General features: G+C 63.7%; 14 protein-coding genes. 8 read left to right on the top strand and 6 right to left on the bottom strand.

Features of this window, described 5'->3' with window-relative positions; genetic code table 11:
* The first annotated feature begins 74 nt into the window (after positions 1–74).
* Positions 75–674, top strand: coding sequence for a C40 family peptidase (locus R1T44_RS15330; RefSeq protein WP_082388350.1), 600 nt, complete (start codon positions 75–77; stop codon positions 672–674).
* Between the two features lie 151 nt (positions 675–825).
* Here R1T44_RS15330 and R1T44_RS15325 read toward each other — a convergent pair whose 3' ends face one another.
* Positions 826–1800 carry a LysR family transcriptional regulator gene (locus R1T44_RS15325; RefSeq protein WP_317292269.1) on the bottom strand — a complete coding sequence of 325 codons (975 nt, stop codon included), beginning with the start codon at positions 1798–1800 and terminating at the stop codon, positions 826–828.
* A gap of 187 nt (positions 1801–1987) precedes the next feature.
* Here R1T44_RS15325 and R1T44_RS15320 point away from each other — a divergent pair, with 187 nt between their 5' ends.
* Positions 1988–3307, top strand: coding sequence for an MFS transporter (locus tag R1T44_RS15320; RefSeq protein ID WP_317292268.1), 1320 nt, complete (start codon positions 1988–1990; stop codon positions 3305–3307).
* A 117-nt stretch (positions 3308–3424) separates the two neighbouring features.
* On the opposite strand, the gene msrA is transcribed toward R1T44_RS15320, so the two are convergent.
* On the bottom strand, positions 3425–4102 hold the full coding sequence (msrA, locus tag R1T44_RS15315; protein ID WP_317292267.1) for a peptide-methionine (S)-S-oxide reductase MsrA: 678 nt from the start codon (positions 4100–4102) through the stop codon (positions 3425–3427).
* A 296-nt stretch (positions 4103–4398) separates the two neighbouring features.
* On the opposite strand from msrA, the gene R1T44_RS15310 reads away from it, so the two are divergent.
* The 5 genes from R1T44_RS15310 to R1T44_RS15290 all read left to right on the top strand — a co-directional run bounded on the left by R1T44_RS15310 (position 4399) and on the right by R1T44_RS15290 (position 11199).
* Complete coding sequence (locus tag R1T44_RS15310; RefSeq protein WP_317292266.1) at positions 4399–6621, top strand: FAD-dependent oxidoreductase; 2223 nt, start codon at positions 4399–4401, stop codon at positions 6619–6621.
* 67 nt (positions 6622–6688) lie between these two features.
* On the top strand, positions 6689–7972 hold the full coding sequence (locus R1T44_RS15305) for an ABC transporter substrate-binding protein (RefSeq protein ID WP_317292265.1): 1284 nt from the start codon (positions 6689–6691) through the stop codon (positions 7970–7972).
* Positions 7948–9711, top strand: a complete 1764-nt coding sequence (locus R1T44_RS15300) for an ABC transporter permease (RefSeq protein WP_317292264.1) — start codon at positions 7948–7950, stop codon at positions 9709–9711. Before R1T44_RS15305 ends, R1T44_RS15300 begins: the two co-directional genes overlap by 25 nt.
* A 59-nt stretch (positions 9712–9770) precedes the next feature.
* A complete protein-coding gene (locus R1T44_RS15295; protein ID WP_043333861.1) occupies positions 9771–10418 on the top strand; it encodes a CDP-alcohol phosphatidyltransferase family protein in 648 nt (215 codons plus the stop codon).
* A gap of 82 nt (positions 10419–10500) precedes the next feature.
* Complete coding sequence (locus tag R1T44_RS15290) at positions 10501–11199, top strand: DUF3047 domain-containing protein (protein WP_284726672.1); 699 nt, start codon at positions 10501–10503, stop codon at positions 11197–11199.
* Between the two features lie 191 nt (positions 11200–11390).
* Here R1T44_RS15290 and R1T44_RS15285 read toward each other — a convergent pair whose 3' ends face one another.
* Complete coding sequence (locus R1T44_RS15285; protein ID WP_043333860.1) at positions 11391–11873, bottom strand: FKBP-type peptidyl-prolyl cis-trans isomerase; 483 nt, start codon at positions 11871–11873, stop codon at positions 11391–11393.
* A 493-nt stretch (positions 11874–12366) separates the two neighbouring features.
* Between R1T44_RS15285 and R1T44_RS15280 the strand changes: the two genes are divergently transcribed.
* Positions 12367–12651 carry a hypothetical protein gene (locus R1T44_RS15280; protein WP_043333859.1) on the top strand — a complete coding sequence of 95 codons (285 nt, stop codon included), beginning with the start codon at positions 12367–12369 and terminating at the stop codon, positions 12649–12651.
* A 158-nt stretch (positions 12652–12809) separates the two neighbouring features.
* Here R1T44_RS15280 and R1T44_RS15275 read toward each other — a convergent pair whose 3' ends face one another.
* The 3 genes from R1T44_RS15275 to aceA form a co-directional block, all read right to left on the bottom strand.
* A complete protein-coding gene (locus R1T44_RS15275) occupies positions 12810–13838 on the bottom strand; it encodes a lipid A deacylase LpxR family protein (RefSeq protein WP_284726671.1) in 1029 nt (342 codons plus the stop codon).
* Between the two features lie 508 nt (positions 13839–14346).
* Positions 14347–14850, bottom strand: coding sequence for an outer membrane lipoprotein (locus R1T44_RS15270; RefSeq protein WP_052384587.1), 504 nt, complete (start codon positions 14848–14850; stop codon positions 14347–14349).
* A gap of 534 nt (positions 14851–15384) precedes the next feature.
* The gene (gene aceA, locus R1T44_RS15265) at positions 15385–16695 is read right to left on the bottom strand and encodes an isocitrate lyase (RefSeq protein ID WP_284726670.1); all 1311 of its coding nucleotides are present in this window, start codon (positions 16693–16695) and stop codon (positions 15385–15387) included.
* Positions 16696–16844 lie beyond the last annotated feature (149 nt).

The raw sequence follows: 16844 nt of genomic DNA, 5'->3' as shown, positions 1-16844 counted from the left end.
CAATGGTTATCGCCGTCCGCAAGCGCTGCTCACCTTCACCCTTCCAGCGCCGGGCCCACGACGAGGAATGCTGGATGCGCCACGCGTTATTATGCTGTTTTCTGATCCTGCCACTGGGTGTGGCAGGCTGTGCCAGTCACTCAACACCGTCCAATGATGTGGCCTACTACGATGTGGACCTGCCGGAACTGCCGAAGCTCAAGCGCTATCGCCAGTCCGCGTCCCAGCCGGCCGCCGAGTCGCAGGACTACGCCATGTCAGGGCCGAGCATTCGCGATGTCCTGCTGGAAGAGCATGACCGCTGGGCCGGGACGCCCTATCGTCTGGGGGGAACCAACACCCGCGGCATCGATTGCTCCGCCCTGATGCAGCATGTCTTCAGTGATGGCTTCGGCATCGATCTGCCGCGCACTACCACCGACCAGGTGAAGCGTGGCAAGCGCATCGACAAGTCGCAGCTCAAGCCGGGTGATCTGGTCTTCTTCCGTCCCTCGCGTCGCTACAACCACGTGGGGGTCTACGTTGGCAACGGCTACTTCCTGCATGCCTCCACCTCGCGTGGCGTGAAGTTGTCGCGACTCGACAATGTCTACTGGTCCCAGCACTACTGGCAGTCGCGTCGCCCGATGCCCTACGAGGCCATGCAGATGAAGCTGGCCATGCGCAGCCAGTGAGTTGATCACGCGTCGCACTGAAACAGACAAGCGCTGACACAGACAAGCCCTTGAATAGACAAGCCCTTGAAGAGACAAGTACCTTCCTCGACAACACCCGGCCCTGGCCGGGTGTTGTCGTTTGTGAGCCCTGGCAAATGTCAGTCACTGCTCAGGAAGGGGGCTTCAGCGCAGTGCTGCTTGCCTGATCATCAGCGCTCAAGGCATCCGGGGTGGGCCTCCCGGCCGCCGAGTGTTCAATGACGAAATCGACCAGCGCCTGCTCGGCACGTGACAGGCCGCGCTCACGGCGCCAGGCGAGTGACAGCTCAAGCCAGGCGGGCTCATCGAAGGAGACGGCGGTCAGGTTGTTCTCTTCACGGTCGTCCTCGACCACACGCTTGAGGAAGGTGGTGATCCCGAAGCCACGTGCGACGATCGCCTTGTTTAGGGCGATCAGGTTCGATTCGAAGGCGATGCTCGGCGCGAGACCATGCTGACTGGCCAGGCGCTCGATGAAGTCGCGATGGAAGTAGCCGCGCTTGAAGACCACCAGCTCCTCGGCGAAGAACTCCTCGACGCTGATCTGCGCGCGAGCGGCCAGCGGATGATCGTTCGCCAGGCAGACCACCATTTCCTCGCTCAGGAAGTGGCGTCGAATCAGGCCATGGGTGTCGGTGCCGAGCTGATCCTCGACGATGACGCCCAGGTCCAGCTCGGCATTGTCGATCATCCGGCGCAGGCTCAGGGTGCCGCCCTCGATCACGCTGAGCTTGATGTCGGGATAGCGTGCCTTGAATGCCATCAACAGCGGCGGGAAGTAGTAGGAGCCGAGCATCGAGGAGACGCCGATGCGCACCTCGCCCTTGACCAGCCCCTCGAGCTCCGCCATCGCCAGTGCCGCGCGCTGTGCCTGTTGCAGCAGGGGGCGGGCATGCTCGAGCAGCGTATCGCCGGCCGGTGTCAGGCGCAGACCGCGTGAGCCCCTGACCAGCAGTTGCGTGCCCAGCCGGCTTTCGAGCCCGGCGATCGACTGGCTGACCGCTGACTGGGCCAGGCTGAGTGCCTGAGCGGCAGTGGTGAAGCTCTGGTGCTCGACGACACTGACGAATATCTCCAGTGCACGCAGATCGAAGGGCAGTTTCATCGCAGGGTCCTGTTGATCGCGAAGTCCTTTATCAGCGCAGCTTCCTCTCGACGCAGTTTGCGACATCCCTGTGTCGCCTTTGCCATCAGCTTTGCTGATGGCCAGCATCATGTCGAGCTATTTTACTGATGCGAGCGCGCGGCGCAGACTGGCGCCATCCCCATGCTTGATTGAGTGCAGGTACCTGATGGCTTCATCGCTTTCCGCGTCTTCTTCCCCCGATTCCGCCACCTCGGTTTCCGCCTCACAGTCCGAGCTGCCCGAGCCGCTCAAGGCGCGCGGGCGTGACTGGCGGCGCATGACCCAGGCGCTGTGCCTGGGCTCCTTCGTGGTCTTCATCAACCTCTATCTGGTGCAACCGCTGCTGCCGCTGCTGGCGACGGATCTGGGCCTGAGCTCGCTGCAGGCGAGTCTGTCCCTGTCGGTGAGCACCCTGACGCTGGCCATGGCACTGCTGGTGTTCGGCCCGCTGTCCGATGCGCTGGGGCGGCGGCGTATTCTGCTGTGGACCCTGGCCGGCGGGGTGGCCTGTTCAGGGCTGGCATTGTTCGCCGAGGGCTTCTGGTCGCTGTTGGCGGTGCGCGCGCTGCAGGGCTTTCTGCTCGGCGGCCTGCCGGCGGTGGCAGTGGCGTACATGAGTGACGAGATGGAGCAACCCGCCTTGATGGTGGCGGTGGGGCTCTACATCAGTGCCAATTCGCTGGGCGGCATCTCGGGGCGGGTCGCGGGGGGCGTGATCGCGGAGCACTGGGGCTGGCAGGCCAGCTTCGCCGCCATCGGCGGCGTCAGCCTGCTGGTGCTGGGGGCGTTATGGCAGCTGTTGCCGCGCCAGAGACGCTTCGTCGCCCAGCCGCTCAAGCTGAGCAGCATGCTGGCAGGTCTGGGTCGCCATCTGCGCAATCCTCGGCTGTGGCCGGTGTTTCTGCTCGGTGGGCTGAATTTCTTCATCTTCGTCAATCTCTACAGCTACATGACCTTCCGGCTGAGTGAGGCGCCCTGGTCGCTCAGCAGTCAATGGCTGGGGCTGTTGTTCCTGACCTATCTGGCGGGCACCTTCGGCGCCTCCCAGTCTGGCCGGCTGGCACGGCGTCTGGTGCCGGGGGCCGTGGTTGAGGACGGCGAGGCCGCGCCGGCGATCGCTCAGCGACGCGGTCAGGCGCTGACCATGATGCTGGGCACCGGCATCGTGATGCTCGGCACGCTGCTGACGCTGAGTGACTCGCTGATCGGCATGTTGATCGGCCTGAGTCTGAATGCCTTCGGCTTCTTCCTCGCGCATGCCACAGCTTCAGCCTGGGTCGGGCGCAATGCCGAGGGCGCGCGGGCCAGTGCCAGTGCGCTGTATCTGACCGCCTACTATCTGGGCGCGAGTCTCGGCGGCTTCTGGCTGGAACCCTTCTGGCAGGCTGCCGGCTGGCCCGGGGTGGTGGCCGCCAGCGTACTGGTGCTGGCGGTGACCTTCTCGCTGGCGATCCTGTGCTGGCGCCGGGCTACCACGCAGTATTGAGCCTGAGAGCAGGGCAGACCGCAGAATAGAGAGCAGGGCACGCACACCAGAGCACGCAAACGACAACGGCTCGCCAGATGGCGAGCCGTTGTCGTTCAGAGGGCCTGGAGGGCGAGATCAGTGCGCGGGCGCGTCGTCACCCCAGATCTCTTCCAGACGATCATCGCGGCCACAGCCGGCGCGGTAGAAGCGATAGCGCACCGGGTTCTTCTTGTAGAAGTCCTGGTGGTAGTCCTCGGCCGCATACCAGGGCCCTGCCGCCTCGATCTCGGTGGCGATGCCTTCGGGGAATCTGTCCTTCAGCGCATCGCGACTGGCCTCGGCGGCGTCTCGCTGGGCCTCATCGAGGGGGTAGATGCCACTGCGGTACTGGGTGCCGGCATCACAGAACTGGCGGTCCACCGCGACCGGGTCGATGTTGTGCCAGAAGACCTCCAGCAGGGTGTCGTAGCTGACCTTTTCCGGCTCATAGACCACCTTGACCGCTTCGGTATGCCCGGTGCCGCCCGAGGAAACCTGCTTGTAGGTCGGGTTGTCCTGTTCGCCGGCGGTATAGCCGGAGGTGGTCGAGATCACACCGTCAAGCTTGTCGAAGGGGCCTTCCATGCACCAGAAGCAGCCACCGGCGAAGATGGCGACTTCCTGGCCCTGAGCGACACCCTCGGCGACGCCCTTGGGCGCTGTCTGCGGGTCGAAGGCATGGGCGTGGCCGGCAAGCAGCAGGCCGCCGAGCAGGCTTGCCAGTGGCGTGAGACGTCTGAGCGCAGGGAAGGGGATTCGCGTGTATCGGGTCATGGTGTCTCCGGGAAAGGCGTCATTCCTTCGAGATGAGTACACGGAAATCTCCATGTCTCGGTGAGCCGTGAGGTGACTGGCGCTGTTGAGTCCTCACTGCCTGTATAGGTTTCTACGCGAATAAACGTGGGATGGATGCGAACATGCAGAATGAAACGTTACCGTTGTCGTGATCAAGCCACTGCCATTCACTCCGCTACGCGAATCTGTGCATCCAGTCAGCGACATGCCTCGTAAGGACACGGTACATCCCAATGACATGCCCATGACGGCAGGAATCGAAAAGGAAATCGCCAGTGAATAAACGCAAGTTACTGCTTCTGGGCGCCATCGTCGCTGCCATCGTGGTCTTCTTTGCCAGCGGGGCACAGGATTACTTCACTCTGCAGAGCCTCAAGGCCAGCCAGTCGGAATTTCAGGCGTTGTTCGCGGAATCACCCTACAAGGTCGCGGGTACCTTCTTCGTCGTCTACGTGGCGATGGCGGCACTCTCGCTGCCCGGTGCAGCACTGCTGACACTGCTGGGTGGCGCGCTGTTCGGCTTCGGCTGGGGGCTGTTGCTGATCTCCTTCGCCAGCACCATCGGTGCGACGCTGGCCTTCCTGATTTCCCGCACTCTGCTGCGCGAGAGCATCGAGAAGCGCTTCCGCCGTCAGCTGGAATCCCTCAATCGTGGCGTCGAGCGCGAAGGCGGCTTCTATCTGTTCACGCTGCGCCTGGTGCCGGTCTTCCCGTTCTTCATCGTCAATCTGGTGATGGGCCTGACCCGCATGCGCGTGGTCACCTTCTACGTGGCAAGCCAGTTGGGCATGCTGGCGGGCACTGCCATCTACGTGAATGCCGGGCGTGAGCTGGGCCAGCTGGAATCCCTGTCCGGCATCCTGTCGCCGGGACTGATCGCCTCCTTCATCGCGCTGGGCCTGTTCCCGCTGATCGCCAAGAAGATCGTCGGCGTGCTGCGCAAGCGCAAGCAGCAGGCGGGCTTCACCAAGCCGAAGACCTTCGACTACGACATGGTGGTCATCGGTGCCGGTTCCGCCGGCCTTGTCACCAGCTATATCGCCTCCGCCGTCAATGCGCGTGTCGCGCTGATCGAGCGGCACAAGATGGGCGGCGACTGCCTCAATACCGGCTGCGTGCCCTCCAAGGCGTTGATTCGTGCCGGACGTGCGGCCCATGAGATCCGCCAGTCCGCGCGCTTCGGGATCACCGCCAACGAGCCGGAAATCGATTTCGCCAAGGTGATGGGCTATGTGCATGACGTGGTCGAAAGCGTCGAGCCGCATGACAGCATCGAACGTTATGAAGGCCTCGGCGTGGAAGTGCATACCGGCAGTGCCATGCTCAAGACGCCCTGGGAGGTGGAAGTCGATGGCCGCGTGCTGACCACGCGCAACGTGGTGATCGCCACCGGTGCCCGTCCGCGTGTGCCAGCTATCCCGGGTATGGAATTGATCACGCCGCTGACCTCAGAGAACCTGTGGGACCTCAAGGTGCAGCCCAAGCGTCTGGTGGTGCTGGGCTCCGGCCCCATCGGCATGGAGCTGGGCCAGAGCTTCGCGCGTCTCGGCAGCCAGGTCTCCATCATCGAGGGCGCACCCCGTGTGATGCCGCGTGAAGACGAAGAAGTCAGCGCGCTGATGCATGAACAGCTCTCGGGTGAAGGTGTTGATCTGCGAGTGAACTCCAAGGCGACTCGCATTGAGGTGCTGACCGGCAAGGACGGCGAGCCGATGCGCAACATCGTGGTCGAATCACCGGAGGGCGAAGAGAGCTGGATCGAATTTGACGAGCTGCTGGTGGCCATCGGCCGCGAAGCCAACGTCGAAGGCTTCGGTCTGGAAGCGCTGGGCATCGCGGTCTCCGAGCGCGGCACCATCGATGTCTCCGAGTCGCTGCAGACCCTGCAGCCGAACATCTGGGCATGTGGCGATGTGGCCGGCCCCTATCAGTTCACCCATGCGGCGGGTCACCAGGCGTGGCACGCGGCGGTCAACGCGCTGTTCGGTGGCCTGAAGACCTTCAAGGTCGACTACCGTATCATGCCGATGGTCACCTACACCGAGCCGGAAGTGGCACGTGTCGGCCTCAACGAAACCGAAGCCAAGGCCCAGGGTTACGAGTACGAGGTCACGCATTACGAGATGGGCGAGAGTGATCGCGCGCTGGCCGAGCGGGCCACCGAAGGCTTCGTCAAGGTGCTCACCGAGAAGGGACGCGATCGTATCCTCGGCGTGACGCTGGTCGGTGCCTATGCGGGGGAATGGCTGGCGGAATTCACCATGGCGATGAAACACGGCATCGGTCTCAACAAGATCCTGTCCACCATCCATCCGTATCCGACGCTGTCCGAGGCCAACAAGGCCGCGGCGGGCATGTGGAAGAATGCCCACAAGCCGGAAGGCGTGCTCAAGGTGCTCGACCGTTACTTCACCTGGCGCCGCAACGGCCGCTTCGAGCCGACCAAGACCCTCAAGGCAAACACTGCTGAGCGGACTGTAGCTGTCGAAAAAGAGTAATCGCTGAATCATGCCGCGGGCCTGCAGGTGCAGGGTCGCGGCATTTTTCCATCAGGAGAAGCCCTTCATGAAGACAAATCATCTGGCGGGTCGCCGTCGTGCCCTGGCGCTGATGGGTGGCTCGCTGGTCTTGCTGGCCGGCGTCACTGCCAGTCCCTGGGCCGCTTCTCTGGCGTATGCCGCCGACGCGCAGGCCGGGCGCGCGACCCCTGAGCTCGCCTCGCTCGAGTGGCAGGTGATCGCCGAGCGCGCGCGCGGTCAACGCATCGACTTTCATGCCTGGGGCGGCAGTGAGGCGACCAACGCCTATCTGCGCGCCCAGGCCGAGACAGCGGCGGCGCGGCATGGCATCGAGGTGCGCCACGTCAAGATCGCCGATACCGCCGAGAGCGTCTCGACTCTGCTGGCCGAGAAGGCGGCAGGGCGCCGCGACGGCAGCATCGATGTGATCTGGATCAACGGCGAGAACTTCCGTGCGCTCAAGCAGGCCGAGCTGGTGTGGGGGCCCTTCGTCGAGCGTCTGCCCAACAGCGACTATCTGCTCGAGGAGATCGGTGCGCGCGATTTCGGACTCGCCACCGATGGTCTGGAGGCGCCCTGGGGGCGTGCGCAGCTGATCTTCATGTACGACACCGCGCTGCTGGAATCGCCGCCGCGCTCGATGCAGGCGCTGCTGGAGGTGGCCAGAGAGCATCCCGGGCGCGTGACCTATCCACAGCCGCCCAGCTTCCACGGCACCACCTTCCTCAAGCAGGCGTTGCTGGAGCTGTTGCCCGTCGAGCAGCGCGAAGTGCTGGCATCTCCCGTGGCGAGTGATGCTCAGTTCGCTGAGGTGACCGCACCGCTGTGGGGCTATCTCGATGCACTGCATCCTTTGATGTGGGCGCAGGGCGAGCGTCAGCCAGCCGGTGCCGAAGAGCAGATGAAGTTGCTGGCTCAGCGCAGCGTGTGGATCGCGCTGACCTTCGTGCCCCAGGAAGTGGCCAACGCCCGTCAGGAAGGGCGGCTGCCACCGACCATCGAGCCGTATATCCATGACGGCGGCACTCTCGGCAATGTGCACTATCTGGCGATTCCGGCCAGTGCACCCCACAAGGCCGCAGCATTGGTGTGGATCAATCAGTTGATGTCCGCCGAGGCCCAGGCTGCCAAGGCCGACCCCTCACGCTGGGGCGATGACACGGTGCTGGATGTCGCCCGCCTGCCGCCGCAAGAGCGCGCCGCCTTCGAAGCCTTGCCGCAGCTGCCCGGCAGCATGTCGCCCGAGGCGTTGGGCACTCCGCTCAGCGAGCCACACCCGAGCTGGACCGATGCGTTGGAGGCCGAGTGGGCGCGACGCTATCGCAATTGACGCAATGGGTCGCTGACCGCTGGCGTGTCGCCCCCGCCACTGGTCATGCACCGCTGACTCCCGCCCGCGTGCTGCGCTGGGGCGTCTTGCTGTTGCTGCTCGGCCCGACGGCGCTGGGGCTGGCTGGACTGGTCGCGCCGGCCTTCGGGCTGTGGCCGACGCTGGGCTTCGAGCAAGTCTCGGCGGTCGCCTGGCAACGCTGGTGGGCCTTGCCCGGGCTGGCGGAGGGCTTTCGATTGACGCTGGTCAGTGGCCTCGGCGGTACGCTGCTGGCGGTGCTGCTGACCATGGGGTGGGTCTCGGCGGTCGCCGGGACTCGCTTCGGCGAGCGCATGGAGCGCCTGCTGGCCCCGATACTGGCGATGCCGCATCTGGCGCTGGCGCTGGGGTTGCTGTGGCTGGCCGCCCCGAGTGGCGTGCTGATGCGCATGCTACTGGCGCCCTTCGAGGTGATGGTACCGCCGCAGTATCCGCTGCCGGATGCCCATGGCATCTCGCTGGCGGTCGGTCTGGCGCTCAAGGAGGCGCCGTTCTTGATGCTGATGGCGCAGACGGCGCTGTCACGCCTGCCGGTCACGGCGCAGCTTCAGGCAGGTCAGGCGCTCGGCTACAGCATCCCTCAGCTGCGCTGGCGCATTCTGATGCCACAGGTGATGCGCGCCATCGCCTTGCCCATCGGCGCGGTACTGGCCTATTCGCTGGCGGTGGTGGATGTGGCGCAGGTGCTGGGGCCGACGCGTACGCCGACGCTGGCGGTGCGCCTGATCGAGCTGTGGCGCGACAGTGACCCGTCGGCGCGCCTGCCGGCGAGTGTCGGCGCCCTGATGCTGGCCCTGCTGGTGATCGGGATGATGGCGCTTGGCGCGGCGCTGGGACGCGCTCTGCTCGCCTGGCATCGCGACTGGGTACTGAGCCATCACCCGGCGCGCGCAAGCCGCCTGGCGCTGGCGAGCGAAGCTATGTTCGGGCGTGTCGCGCGCGGAGTGCTGGGCGTGGTCACGCTGATCTCATTGCTCGCCTTCGTGGTGATCGGCGTGCAATCGGTGGCCAGAAGCTGGTTCTTCCCTGCGCTGTTGCCGTCTCGCTGGGGCTGGGAGAGTTGGCAACAGGCCCTCGCTGGCCTGGGGGATGCCTTCAGCAACAGCCTGTGGCTGGCACTGCTGGTGGCGACGCTGGCCGTCATCCTCAGCGTTGCGGTGTTCGAGCGAGAGCGGGAAAGTGGCCGTCTGCGCGGCTTCGTGGTCTGCCTCTATCTACCATTGCTGCTGCCGCAGGCCAGCTTCCTGTTCGGCTTTCAGGTCGGCTGGTTGAGCCTGGGGGCCAGCCCCGGTTGGGCGGGAGTGGTGATCGGCCATCTGCTGTTCGCCCTGCCTTACGCCTGGCTGACGCTGGCCGGCCCCTGGGCACGCTTCGATACCCGACTCGAGCAGGCGGCGCGCCTGCTGGGGCGTTCACGGCTCGAGGTGCTGATCGGTATCCGCCTGCGCCTGATGCTCAGGCCGCTGGCCATCAGCTGGGCAGTGGCCTTCGCGGTCAGTATCGCGCAGTACGTGCCGACGGTGGTGCTGGGCGGCGGGCGTGTCCCGACCCTGACCACCGAAACTCTGGCGCTGGCGACGGGAGCCGACCCACGCCTGACCGCGGTGGCTGCCTGCCTGCAGGCCTGTCTGCCGCTGGTGGTCTACCTGCTGGCGCGTGCGGTACCTGCCGGGCGCTCGGTCTCGCCGACGCGCGGCTGAGCGCCTGTCAGGTGTTGGAATGACGATGACCTCAACGACTTCATGGGAGTAGATGCAACATGCTGGACAAGTGGACCTCACGCTGGGTACAGCCGCCTCTGAAACGTCTTGCGAAAAGTGCGGCGGCGCGCGGTCTGCATCCGGATCAGCTGACCCTCGCGGGCTTCGCCATCGGCATGCTGGCGTTGCCGTTGCTGGCTTATGGGCATTTCGGTCTCGCGCTGATCGCGATCCTGATCAATCGGGTGGTGGACGGGCTGGATGGCGCGCTGGCGCGGCATGCCGGCCTGAGCTCCGATGCCGGTGGCTTTCTGGATATCTGTCTCGATTTCCTGTTCTACGCCGCCGTGGTGGTGGGCTTCGCACTGGCCGACCCTGGTGCCAATGCGATGGCGGCGGTGGCATTGCTGTTCGCCTTCGTCGGCACGGGCTCGAGCTTTCTGGCCTTTGCCATCATGGCGGCCAAGCATCAGCTGGAGCGGCCCAATTTCACGCGCAAGGCCTTCTATTATCTGGATGGCCTGACCGAGGGCACCGAGACCATCGCCTTCTTCGTGCTGGCCTGCCTGATGCCACAGTATTTCGCGTGGTTGGCATGGATCTTCGCCGCGGCATGCATCCTGACCACGCTGACGCGCGTATGGGGAGGGTATGTCACCTTGCGAGCCCAGGATCAGAATGAGCATCACAGCATCGACCAAGAATGATGTGCTGCGAACCTGGCCTTGCTGATGATACGGCTCGTTACCTTTCTCACTTGCCTTGCTCGGGCGCCTCGGAGTCCTGCCAATGAAGATTGCTTCCCGTCAGTTGCCGTCATTCCTGCCCCTGTTCGCGGCAGTCGCCTCCAGCGGCCTGCTGGCGGCGCTACTGCCCTCGGTGGCCCACGCGGCTGACAAGTCCTTCTCGCCTGCGCAGATCCTTGCCTGGGGCGAGAAGACCTTCGAAGGCCAGACGGCCTATCGCGTGGTGGAGCGCGACGGCAGACCTGCGCTCGAGGCACGCGCCCGGGGCCAGGCATCCGCGCGTTTTCTCGAGGAAGATATCTCGCTGGAAGAGACGCCCTACCTGAAATGGTGCTGGCAGGTGGACAGCATCTACCCGAGCGTGAACGAGAAGACCAAGGGCGGCGATGACTATCCGGCGCGTCTCTACGTGGTCAACAAGACCGGCATCCTGCCGTGGCAGGTCGAGGCCATCAATTACGTCTGGTCCAGCAACGAAGCGCAAGGCAGTCACTGGGACAATGCCTTCACGGATCGTGCCGTGCTGCTGGCGGTCGAATCCGGCGATGAGAAGGTGGGGCAGTGGGTGGCGGAGGTGCGTGATCTGCGGGCTGATTACGCGTCACTGTTTGGCAGCACGCCGAGCGAGATTGCCGGGCTTGCGCTGATGGCTGACGGTGACAATGCTGGCGGCGATGCCACAGCGCTGTTTCGTGGCCTGAGCCTTTCCAGCGATGCCACGCCGCCCAGCTGCGGTGCCTGATCCGGGAGCCTGGGGTAGAGAGCTGGGTGTAATGGGTTGACAAGCGCGCCAAGCCAGCCAGGCCGACACGAACCCAGACACGAAAAAGCCCCGCGACTGATGGCTCAGTCGCGGGGCTTTCGGTTCCGGCCTCCCACACTGTGGGAGGCGCTCATCCGGGGCGATGCCTCAGATGAGGGAAGAGGCGGAGCTTAGTGCTCCACGCCGCCTTCGCCGTGAACGTGGCCGTGTTCCAGCTCTTCGGCAGAAGCTTCACGCACGTTGGTGATCTGCACGTCGAAGTTCAGGGTTTCGCCGGCCAGCGGGTGGTTGCCATCGACAGTGACAGTGTCGCCTTCGACCTTGGTGACGGTGACCATCAGCGGGCCGCCCTGGGTCTGCGCCTGGAACTGCATGCCAGCTTCGATGTCTTCGACACCCTGGAAGGCTTCACGCGGCACTTCCTGGACCAGGGCTTCCTGGACTTCGCCGTAACCTTCTTCCGGAGAGACGGCAACTTTCAGCTCGTCGCCGGAAGTCTTGCCGTCGAGTTCCTTCTCGAGGCCCGGGACGATGTTGCCAGCGCCGTGGATGTAGGCCAGCGGCTCGCGACCTTCGGAGCTATCCAGCACTTCCCCTTCGTTGTTGGTCAGGGTGTAGTGGAAGGATACGACGGCATTCTGGGCGATTTGCATGATGAGAGCCTTTCGATAGGTATATGAACGTCAATGGTAACGTGCCCCTGAGGTGACTGTCAGGGGGGAAACTGGAAAAAAGCCGCGTATCACGTGGCTCCTGGCCCGCTGATGACATTGCCTGAGAGGCAATCCAGCGCACGTTACCTTGTCTTGAAAGTATAGGTGACGCTCGCAGGCGTGCATTTCAACCCTGAAACAGGGTTTTTTCTCACCCCCGACGCCATCGGTGAAGAAAGGGGCAAAACGGTTGGATTATCGGGTGTCTGGCGGGGTTGCCCTGTCAGCGCACAGCGGCCTTGCTGCTGGCGGCCAGACAAGGTTGGGGCGATGGCTTGCGAGGGCCACAGGGTCTGGTTACTCTGCCTACTCGGATATTGCGGATTCTGACGCGGGGCCCGAGGTGGCCTCGCTCTGCACACTCTGTCCCGTCGCCTGACGGGAAATGACAACTCAGGCGCCATGCGACCCTATTTTTCAGGAGAGAATTTCGATGACCGTGACATTGATCTGGCTGGTGAGCTTCGCTGCGATCTTCATGCTGTGCTTGAACCGCTGGGAAGGCTCGCTGGGTGCCACCGTCAAGCGTGTCCTGCCGGAGGCTCTGAGCATCGATAGCGGTGACCGCTACGTCTGGGGCGTGGCCCTGGGTATCCTGGGTGCGACCTTCATCGTCAATCCCGTCTCCATGCTGATGGCATTGATCGTGCTGGCGCTGATCGTTCTGATCGGCGGCAAGCTGATCTGCTGGGGCATGAGCAAGGTCAAGATGCACTGATTCAACCAGCAGCAACCTTCCGGGAAGCATGACGTTTCCCGCAGACAGAAAGGCCGGGCTATCTGCCCGGCCTTTCTGTTTCTGCTCATCAGACACTTCTCATCAGGCTCTGCTCATCCATCGCGTCTTGTCAGTGCCGCCTGCAGCTCAGCGCCGAGTCATAGCCAGGTCGAGAGCGTCAGCGAGCCGAATTGATCGCTCTCCTGCTGCGTCTCGAATTCGTGGGTGCGCCACACGTTGACGAACGCCAGCTGCCAGCGTTGCCAGCTGAACGCGAAGCCCAGTTGCAGGTCGCCGACCAGTGGGCGACGGTCCACCGAGGCGCTGTCCTCGAAGCCATTGCCATCCAGCAGCATGTTGTAGGCCATCGCGCGGCCCTCGATATTGGCGAACAGGTACCAGGCGAAGTCACCGTCGGGATGGAAGTACTGTCGGCCGCCCTGGGCCGGCGCCACTGTCGGTATCCCGTAGCTGCGGGTCAGCCCCTGGCCGATGCGTACCCCGCCACCGACACCCGCATAGGTGTAGAGATTGCCCAGCGCCACGGAAGCCGAGGGGCCGTACTCCACCTCCAGTCCTGCGGCCCTGGCGGGCAGCCATAGCTGCGTCTGCCAGCCGGTGCTGATCACCGGCTCGTTGTGCAGCTGGTGATCCCAACCCTCCGGCTCATCACTGCCGGTCAGCTTGTGCACCGCCTTCTGAGCATCCTTGGCACCCGAGGCCGGGCCGACGATGCCGAGATCCAGATTGAAGGTATCCACCCGTCGCCAGTCATCTCCCTCTTCACCGGCGAACAGCGAGACACCACCGAACAGGTAGCCCGCGTAGGGGCGGTCATCCTGATCCGGTTGCTCCCGCTTGATGTCATTGGGGGTATAGATCTGCTGTCCGAAGCGATAGGCCGTGGCGTCCAGTCGCGCCGCGCTGAAGCCGGGCACCCAGTCCGCGAATGAGCGTGACCAGTGCTGCTCTGGTGTCTTGAAGGTGTAGCTCAGCGCAAAGCCGTTGGTGTAATGGCCATCATCGCCGGAGGTGAGAATGTCGTTCTCGACCTTCAATGACAGCACGCCACCCTCGTCGTCGGCTGCCTCCACCATGGGTGCCAATGCCACCGCACCCAGCATGATCAATGCCATGCCCAGGCGCCGGGTCGAGAAGGCCGGCGCCATCTGCGGGGCGTGGCTCAAGGCGGCGGTACCGCCAGGGTTCTCACTGACTGGACTGGGATAAGCGCGGGGAGCGTTTCTTGAAGATGACGTGACACAAGACAGCTTGCGGGTGCCTGGGCGAGAACCTGGCGGACGGGCAGTGACGGGACGCATCGCAACTCCTGGGACGGGTAGTTGTGTACAGAGTCAAGTTAGGCTGCAGGCGTATAACTTTGCACAAAAAATCCCGATTTCATAGCCTGTTAATCAATAGGCAATCTGCCTATCCCCACTGCGGCGAGCCGTGCCTGTGTGAGATCGAGGGAGGGGATGCGAAGCGAGGCGGTGGGGCGTGTGGGAGATGCAGGAGCGCGAGAGGAGCGCGAGAGGTGCGAGAGAGGTGCGAGAGAGGCGGGGATGCGTGAGCCAGGCGAGATGGGGGAGAGCGTGGCGGCGTTTCCCGCGCAGGGCTGCGACAGGCGCCGCTGAAGGGCGCAGAAACAAAGCGGCTGGCGCCCCGGCAAGGGAGTGCCAGCCGTCGAGAGACTCAGTAAGGCGCGACGCTCAGGTTGGCGCCATAGCCGACCAGGCGGACACGTTGGCCAACCGAGAAGGCGGTGTCGGCTTTCTGGACGACGATGAGGCTGTCTCCGGCATCGCGGCGGACTTCAATCTCGTAGGCGTCGATCTGGTCGACATTGTCAGCGATCGACTTGCCGGCCACGCTGCCGCCGATGGCACCCGCGGCGGTGGCGATCGCACGACCGGAGCCGCCGCCGATCTGGCTGCCGAGCAGGCCGCCGACGACCGCGCCACCCAGGCCACCGAGCACGCCGCTGCCTTCATCCTGTGCCTGGATCTGCACCGGGCGCAGCGAGGTGATGGTGCCGTAGCTGACGGACTGTGCGCGCTTGGCCTGATCGCCGGTGTAGACGTTGCCGGAATAGATGTCGCTGTTCGCGCAGCCGCCAAGCGTCAGCACGCCGAGTGCGATCACGGGCAGCCAGCGGCGTGCGCCAGTCGATCGTTTGTGAGTCAGTGAGAGTGTCATGGTGTGTCTCCTCGCATGATGCAATGCAGCTTGAGGTTGTGATGGAGAATGCTGAGTGCTGAGAGAGCAAGGCTCAGGTAGGCGATCACTTCCTTGGGCCGCCAGCAGGTTCTTGTCACGACGGGCGTGCGAGAACACTGTTTCTTAACATTATAGACCACGTCGACCATGACGGGTTCCCGACCTGAAACGCTGAGGTGACGCAACTTCTGCACTTCCCTGTCGCGTGAGTGCTACCACGTGAGTACCGACTACGTGAGTACCGACCACGTGAGTTCCGACCACGTGAGTACCGGTGCATGAGTGCTGCCACGCAAGCATTTCCGCGTGAGAACTTCTGCATGAGCACTTATGCATGAGCCATGCCGCGTGAATGTCAGCGCAGGGGCGTTCGTTGCTGATGGTGGACATTCGCAGCGGGCATTCATGGCGCCAAGGCACGAAAAAGCCCGCGTGAGCGGGCTTCGGTCAGTCTGCGGGTGGCACCTCGCGCAATCCTGTCATTGCGAGGTGCCATACCGCGATGTCAGCGGTCTAGAACTGGTCTTCTTCCGTGGAGCCCGTCAGTGCGGTGACGGAGGAGTTGCCGCCCTGAATGACGTTGGTCATGTCATCGAAGTAACCGGTGCCGACTTCCTGCTGGTGCGCCACGAAGGTGTAGCCCTTCTCGGCTGCGGCGAATTCGGCTTCCTGCACCTTCTCGACGTAGTGCTTCATGCCTTCACCCTGCGCATAGTCGTAGGCAAGATCGAACATGTTGAACCACATGTTGTGGATACCGGCCAGGGTGATGAACTGGTACTTGTAGCCCATGTCCGACAGTTCCTGCTGGAACTTGGCGATGGTGGCGTCGTCGAGGTTCTTCTTCCAGTTGAAGGAAGGCGAGCAGTTGTAGGCCAGCAGCTGGTCCGGGTATTCCTTCTTGATCGCTTCGGCGAAGCGGCGCGCCTCCTCGAGGTCCGGCTTGGCGGTTTCACACCAGATCAGGTCGGAGTAGGGCGCGTAGGCCAGGCCGCGGGCAATGGCTTGATCCAGACCTGCATTGACACGATAGAAGCCTTCTTCGGAGCGCTCACCGGTCAGGAACGGCTTGTCGTAGTCGTCGACATCGGAGGTGATCAGGTCGGCGGCATTGGCATCGGTACGTGCGATGACCAGGGTCGGCACACCCGCCACGTCAGCGGCCAGGCGAGCGGCCACCAGCTTCTGCACCGCTTCCTGGGTCGGCACCAGTACCTTGCCGCCCATGTGGCCACACTTCTTGACCGAGGCCAGCTGGTCCTCGAAGTGCACGCCGGAGGCACCCGCACGGATCATGGCGGTCATCAGCTCGTAGCCGTTGAGCACGCCACCGAAACCGGCCTCGGCATCCGCCACGATAGGCGCGAAGTAATCGACGAAGCCGGCATCGCCCGGATTGGCTCCTTTCTGCCACTGGATCTGGTCGGCGCGGCGGAAGGTGTTGTTGATGCGCTTGACCACGGTCGGCACGGAATCCACCGGATAGAGCGACTGATCCGGGTACATGGCTTCACTGGTGTTGTTGTCGGCGGCGACCTGCCAGCCGGACAGGTAGATGGCCTCGATACCGGCCTTCACCTGTTGCATGGCCTGGCCACCGGTCAGGGCGCCCAGACAGTTGACGTAGCCCTTCCTGGCATCACCATTGACCAGCTTCCAGAGCTTCTCGGCACCGCGGGTCGCCAGAGTATTGGCTTCCGGAACGGAGCCGCGCAGGCGCACCACATCCTCGGCGGAATAGGGGCGAGTGACCCCTTTCCAGCGCGGATTCTCGGCCCAGTCCTTTTCGAGCGCGGCAATCTGATCGGCACGTGTGTGACTCATGGTGGCATCTCCTGATGGCTTCGTCGTTGGGGCTCAGCCCCTGGCGTGTTGTCTGTGTCTTGTGTCTGTTCACTTGTCTTTCGTCTGGCGGTCGACGCGAGAGCGACGCGTGAAATGGGAGTGTCGGTGCTCTGCGTCTTGAGTTGCTG

It is taken from the genome of Cobetia amphilecti (genome assembly GCF_032923285.1).
GTDB lineage: Bacteria > Pseudomonadota > Gammaproteobacteria > Pseudomonadales > Halomonadaceae > Cobetia > Cobetia amphilecti.
Note: the sequence above shows the minus strand (reverse complement) of the source record. Positions and strands in the feature narration are given on the sequence as shown.